The organism is Hydrogenophilus thiooxidans (assembly GCF_019049855.1).
GTDB classification, from domain to species: domain Bacteria; phylum Pseudomonadota; class Gammaproteobacteria; order Burkholderiales; family Rhodocyclaceae; genus Hydrogenophilus; species Hydrogenophilus thiooxidans.
Genome location: NZ_JAHLSY010000041.1, coordinates 1 through 5,377 on the forward strand (window position 1 = coordinate 1; position 5,377 = coordinate 5,377).

General features: G+C 62.3%; 5 protein-coding genes and 1 pseudogene. 5 read left to right on the forward strand and 1 reads right to left on the reverse strand.

All coding sequences use genetic code 11. The features are described 5' to 3' along the window. The 5 genes and pseudogenes from KUL93_RS10930 to hypE form a co-directional block, all read left to right on the forward strand. Window positions 1-103: pseudogene (locus KUL93_RS10930) on the forward strand (IS481 family transposase); the annotation flags it as partial. A 17-nt stretch (window positions 104-120) separates the two neighbouring features. Beyond that, window positions 121-345, forward strand: coding sequence for a HypC/HybG/HupF family hydrogenase formation chaperone (locus tag KUL93_RS10935; RefSeq protein ID WP_119335380.1), 225 nt, complete (start codon window positions 121-123; stop codon window positions 343-345). Continuing rightward, window positions 342-1,505 (forward strand): hydrogenase formation protein HypD, encoded by a 1,164-nt coding sequence (hypD, locus tag KUL93_RS10940; RefSeq protein WP_217127072.1) that lies wholly within the window; start codon window positions 342-344, stop codon window positions 1,503-1,505. The genes KUL93_RS10935 and hypD overlap by 4 nt, the downstream gene beginning before the upstream one ends. Then, window positions 1,505-3,229, forward strand: a complete 1,725-nt coding sequence (locus KUL93_RS10945) for an enoyl-CoA hydratase-related protein (RefSeq protein WP_217127073.1) — start codon at window positions 1,505-1,507, stop codon at window positions 3,227-3,229. The genes hypD and KUL93_RS10945 overlap by 1 nt, the downstream gene beginning before the upstream one ends. After that, complete coding sequence (gene hypE / locus KUL93_RS10950; RefSeq protein WP_217127074.1) at window positions 3,229-4,278, forward strand: hydrogenase expression/formation protein HypE; 1,050 nt, start codon at window positions 3,229-3,231, stop codon at window positions 4,276-4,278. Before KUL93_RS10945 ends, hypE begins: the two co-directional genes overlap by 1 nt. A gap of 18 nt (window positions 4,279-4,296) precedes the next feature. Here hypE and KUL93_RS10955 read toward each other — a convergent pair whose 3' ends face one another. Then, entirely contained in the window at window positions 4,297-5,259 is a 963-nt protein-coding gene (locus KUL93_RS10955; RefSeq protein ID WP_346731692.1) for a peptidoglycan-binding protein, read from the reverse strand. Between the last annotated feature and the right edge of the window lie 118 nt (window positions 5,260-5,377).

Below are 5,377 nucleotides of genomic sequence, written 5' to 3' on the forward strand. Positions count from 1 at the left end.
TTTGGGTCATATGACTCCTATTGAGAAACTCCGATGGTGGCAAACCGAGCGACCAGAGCTTTTCATTTCAAGGGTAGATAATGTCACGGGTCTTGACATCTAGCAGAGAGGAAACAGGCGATGTGTCTGGCAATACCCGCAGAAGTGGTTGCGCTTTTGCCTGACGGGCAGGCAGAAGTGGTGGTCGGCGGAACGAAACAGGTGGTGAGCACCGCGCTTTTGGATGAGGTGGCCGTGGGCGATTACGTGATCGTCCATGTCGGTTTCGCTTTGACCCGGCTCGATCCCGAAGAGGCGCAACGCACCCTTGCGCTGATGGCTGAGTGGCAAACCGGAGCGGCATGATGGCGGGCCTTCGCTTCATCCGTGAGTTTCGCGATCCCAAGCTGGCGCAATCGCTTGCTCGGCAGATCGCCGCCGAGGTCGATCCGAACCGCACCTACCGGTTCATGGAGTTTTGCGGTGGCCATACCCATGCGATCGCGCGCTACGGCATTCCGGCGCTGTTGCCCCCCAACCTGCGGATGATCCACGGTCCGGGCTGTCCCGTCTGTGTATTGCCTCCGGGACGCGTGGCGCAAGCGATTGCGATCGCGGAACAGCCGAATGTGACGCTGTGCGCCTATGGCGACGTGTTGCGCGTCCCGGCCCGGAAAGGAGAATCGCTCTTGGCGGCGAAGGCACAGGGAGCGGACGTGCGCATGGTCGGCTCCGCATTGGAAGCGGTGGCGTTGGCCGAAGCCAACCCGCAACGCGAGGTGGTCTTCTTCGCGATCGGTTTCGAGACGACCACGCCGCCCACCGCGGCTGCGATTTTGGCGGCACAGGCCAAGGGGGTGCGAAATTTTTCCGTGCTCTGTTGTCACGTGCTGACCCCCTCGGCGATCATGAGCATCCTGGAGTCGAGCGAGGCGCGGCGATGGGGAAGCGCGCAACTCGACGGTTTCGTCGGCCCCGCGCACGTCTCCGTCGTCATCGGTTCGCGTCCTTACGAATTTTTCGCGGAAGAGTACCAAAAGCCGGTCGTGATCGCTGGGTTCGAGCCGCTCGACGTGCTGCACGCGCTGCTGCTTTTGGTGCGTCAGGTCAATGAGGGGCGTGCGGCAGTCGAAAACCAATATACCCGCGCGGTGACGCGCGACGGGAACCGCAAAGCGCAGGCGCTGGTGGCGCAGGTCTTCGAATTGCGGAAAACCTTCGCGTGGCGAGGTTTGGGGGTATTGCCCTATTCCGCATTGCGTATCCGCGCAGGATTTTCCGAGTTCGACGCCGAAGCGCGATTTGCGATCCCGGCACCGGAAATCTCCGATCACCCGGCGTGTGAATGCGGGGCGATCCTGCGCGGTCACAAATCGCCGCGGGATTGCAAGCTCTTTGCCAAGGCCTGTACGCCGGAAACGCCGCTTGGTTCGTGCATGGTTTCGTCCGAAGGGGCGTGCGCGGCGTACTACCACTACGGTCGCTTCCAGGAGCGCAGCGCCGCAGTCGAAGCCGAGGAGGTGTGATGCGTATCCTGCTTTTGGTCCATGCGTTCAACAGCTTGAGTCAGCGGATCCACGCCGAATTGCGCCGTGACGGTCACGAGGTGAGCGTCGAGTTCGACATCAGCGACGCAGTGACCGAAGAGGCGGTGGCGCTCTGGCAACCGGAAGTGATCGTCGCGCCGTTCCTCAAACGTAAAGTACCGGAAACAGTGTGGCGGCAGGTGCCGACGCTGATCGTCCATCCTGGGCCGCCGGGTGACCGAGGGCCAAACGCGCTCGACCACGCGATCCTGCGCGGGGAACCCACGTGGGGTGTGACGGTGCTTCAAGCCGTGGCCGAATACGACGCCGGGCCGATCTGGGCGTACCGCACCTTCGCGATGCGGCCGGCGCGCAAAGCCGATCTCTACCGTCGTGAAGTCACGGAGGCGGCGGTGGACGCGGTTCGCGAGGCATTGGCGCGGCTGGCGCGGGGCGAAGTGCCGGAACCGGCCCCAAGAGGCGTTTTTCGTCCGGCATTGACGGCAACGCAGCGCACGATCGATTGGGCATCGACGACGACAGAAGCCATTTTGCGGCTCGCGAACGCTTCCGACGGCGCGCCGGGCGTGGTCGCGCCGCTTCTGGGGAAACGCTGTCGTCTCTTCGACTTGCATCCGGAAGCGGAAGCGCATCGTGCCGAGCCGGGTATGGTGATCGGACGGCGTGACGAAGCGCTGTTGGTCGCGACCCGCGACGGGGCGGTCTGGGTCGGTCAGGTGCGGCAAGAAGGGGGGGTGAAGCTGCCCGCGCTGGTTGCGTTCCCCGAGGCCGCGGCGTATCCGGAGATTCCGGGGAATGGTTATTGGGAAGCGTCCCAGCCGACTTGGCAGGAGATCGCCTACCGTGAAACCGGGGCGGTCGGGTTCTTGACGTTCCGGTTCTATAACGGCGCGATGAGTACCGCACAGTGTCGACGGCTTTTGGCTGCGTTGCGGTGGGCGTTTGCCCGCCCGACACGGGTTTTGGTATTGGCTGGAGGAACCGGTTTCTGGAGCAACGGGATCCACCTCCACGTGATCGAAGCAGCGGAGCGCCCCGCCGACGCGTCGATGGCCAACATCGAAGCGATCGACGATGTCGCGGAAGCCTTGATTCGCCATTCGGGACAGATCACCGTTGCGGCACTGGAAGGGAACGCAGCGGCAGGCGGCTGTTTTCTCGCGCGTGCGTGCGATTTCGTCTGGGTCCGTCAGGGCGTGGTGCTCAATCCGCATTACAAAAACATGGGCAATCTCTACGGTTCGGAATTTTGGACCTACCTCTTGCCCAAGCGGCTGGGCGATGCGGGGACTGCGCAACTGATGGCGCATCGCTTGCCTATCTTGGGTGAAGAGGCGGTTGCGCTCGGGTTTTACGACGCGGTGCTTCCCAGTGACGGTTTCGCGGCTTCGGTGCGGCAAGAGGCGCAGCGGCTGGCAGACGATGCCGCAGCGGTTACTGCCTTCCTGGCCCGCAAAGCCGCTTTGCGCGCGGCCGACGAAGCCGTGCGCCCGCTTGCGGAATATCGCCGCCACGAACTCGAAGCGATGGCGAACAATTTCTATGGGTTCGACCCCGCGTACCATGTGGCGCGCTACCATTTCGTCCATCGCACGCCCCACTCTTGGACCCCGCTCCACCTTGCGCGTCATCGGCAGGTGGGCTATCGACGCGAAGGTGCACCGAATCGTGCGCTGCGGCAATCGCTCTTCATGGAGGTGTAATGGCCAGACGACCTTTCGGAACCCCGCTCGACATCGCCAATGGCGTGGTGTCGCTTGCCCATGGCGCAGGTGGCCGGGCAACGGCGCAATTGATCGATGCGCTTTTTGCGCGCCATTGGCACAACGAATGGCTGGCGCAGCAAGAGGACGCCACCGTGCTCCCGGCGCTTGCCGAAGGGATGGTGCCGGTGGTGAGCACCGATCTGCATGTGGTCACGCCGCTCTTCTTCCCTGGGGGCGACATTGGGACACTGGCGGTGAATGGCACCGTCAATGATCTGGCGGTGCGCGGCGCGACCCCGAAGTACCTCACCATTGGTGTGCTGCTCGAAGAGGGTTTGCCCTTGGCGACGCTCGAGCGGGTGGTGCAAAACGTTGCGGCGGCGGCCGCAGCGGCGGGGGTGGCGATCGTTGCGGGCGACACCAAAGTGGTCGAACGGGGTAAAGGGGATGGGCTCTATCTGGCGGTGACGGGTGTGGGCGTTGCGCCAGCAACCCAAACGTGGGGTGCGCGCGCGATCCAGCCGGGCGACCACGTTCTGGTTTCCGGTACCCTGGGGGATCATGGGATCGCGATCATGGCGGCCCGCCAAGCGGTACCGTTGGCGACACCGGTCGAATCGGACTGTGCCGCGCTCACCCCGTTGATTGCCGCGATGCGCGAAACGGGTGCGCCGATCCGTGCGATGCGGGATCTGACGCGGGGCGGGCTGGCGGCTGCCGCAAACGAAATGGCGCAGGTCGCAAACGTTGGGATGGTGTTTGATGAAGCGGCGATTCCCGTGCGGGACGAAGTGGCTGGGGCGTGCGAATTCCTCGGGATCGAACCGTGGCATTTGGCCAATGAAGGGAAAGTGCTCGTTGTCTGCCCGCCGGAGGCGAGCGAGCCGCTTTTGGCGGCGATGCGCGCCCATCCTTTGGGACGCCATGCGGCGCGGATCGGGGAAGTGGTCGCCGATCCGTATGCATTGGTGCAAATGCGAACCCTCTTTGGCGGGATGCGGCTCCTTGATTGGCTCCATGCCGATCCGCTCCCGCGCATTTGCTGATTCCGCTCGGTAAGTAAATTACTGACGCAGCGCGTTTTGTGTTGCTGCATCGAGCTTACCGGTAACCGGTAGGCCGTTGGCCTGCTGGAACGCCCGCAACGCTTGCACCGTTTTAGCGCCCATTTTGCCGTCTGGGGTGCCGGCGTCATAACCAAGTCGATTGAGCCGCATTTGCGCTTCTTTGAGACTCATAGGCGCTTCAGAGGTTGTCGCTGGGGCACCATCCACTGCCAAGCGTCCCCCGGTTCCCAAACCCCGGTCGCCCATCGTTTGCGCCGTGTAGCTGCGAAGCGCCTGAATCATCTGATTGTAGGCATTGATGAACGCGGCAACGATCACCTTGCCTTCCGGTGTGTTACCGTAACCACCAAGCCCTGCCACCGCTCCCCCCAAACTGGCAAGGCCGGCTAATCCGAAGTCGGTGTTGGCTGCGCTCCCTTCGGCAGCGGCAACTTGAACACCAGAACGGTTATCGGTGAGGAGCAAAACTGTCGCCGCTTCGTTGGTGCGGAGACCGCCCAGAAGCAACCCAGCGACCCCACCAACGGCAGCCCCCAACTGCTGCGTTCCTTTCTGATCGAAAATGATTTCTGGGGTAATCGAGTAATCGGCTGCTACCATCTGCCCTTTACCAAAGTTGGCATTGCGGCGCAATTCGCCGCTATCGCGCAACCGCCGTTCCGTCTCCATGTTGTTCATGGCACGACCGCGGTCGACAACGATGAAGCAGTTACTTTGCTGAACCAGAAGTCGCAGCACAGGGATCGTTGAGCCGAGTTTGTGTTCGCGCAGTGTCAGATACCAGGGGGCATCCTGGTTTTCAACCAGAGCAACGGTCCCAAAAGGCCGGTCACACCGTTCCAATTGGCTATTGACATTTTGCGCCGATTCCCCCGCAGCAGCGCCGGTAGCACTGGTTTTTGCGCTTTCATCCCCGATTTTGGGCGCTGTTGACAGACAACCCGTGAGTGCTGTAGCCACAACGAGTGGCAGTAGGTGCAGTGTCAAGACCCGTGACATTATCTACCCTTGAAATGAAAAGCTCTGGTCGCTCGGTTTGCCACCATCGGAGTTTCTCAATAGGAGTCATATGACCCAA

Coding starts and splice junctions, on each gene's coding strand:
- KUL93_RS10935 (WP_119335380.1), top strand. CDS start 121: ATGTGTCTGGCAATACCCGCAGAAGTGGTTGCGCTTTTGCCTGACGGG.
- hypD (WP_217127072.1), top strand. CDS start 342: ATGATGGCGGGCCTTCGCTTCATCCGTGAGTTTCGCGATCCCAAGCTG.
- KUL93_RS10945 (WP_217127073.1), top strand. CDS start 1,505: ATGCGTATCCTGCTTTTGGTCCATGCGTTCAACAGCTTGAGTCAGCGG.
- hypE (WP_217127074.1), top strand. CDS start 3,229: ATGGCCAGACGACCTTTCGGAACCCCGCTCGACATCGCCAATGGCGTG.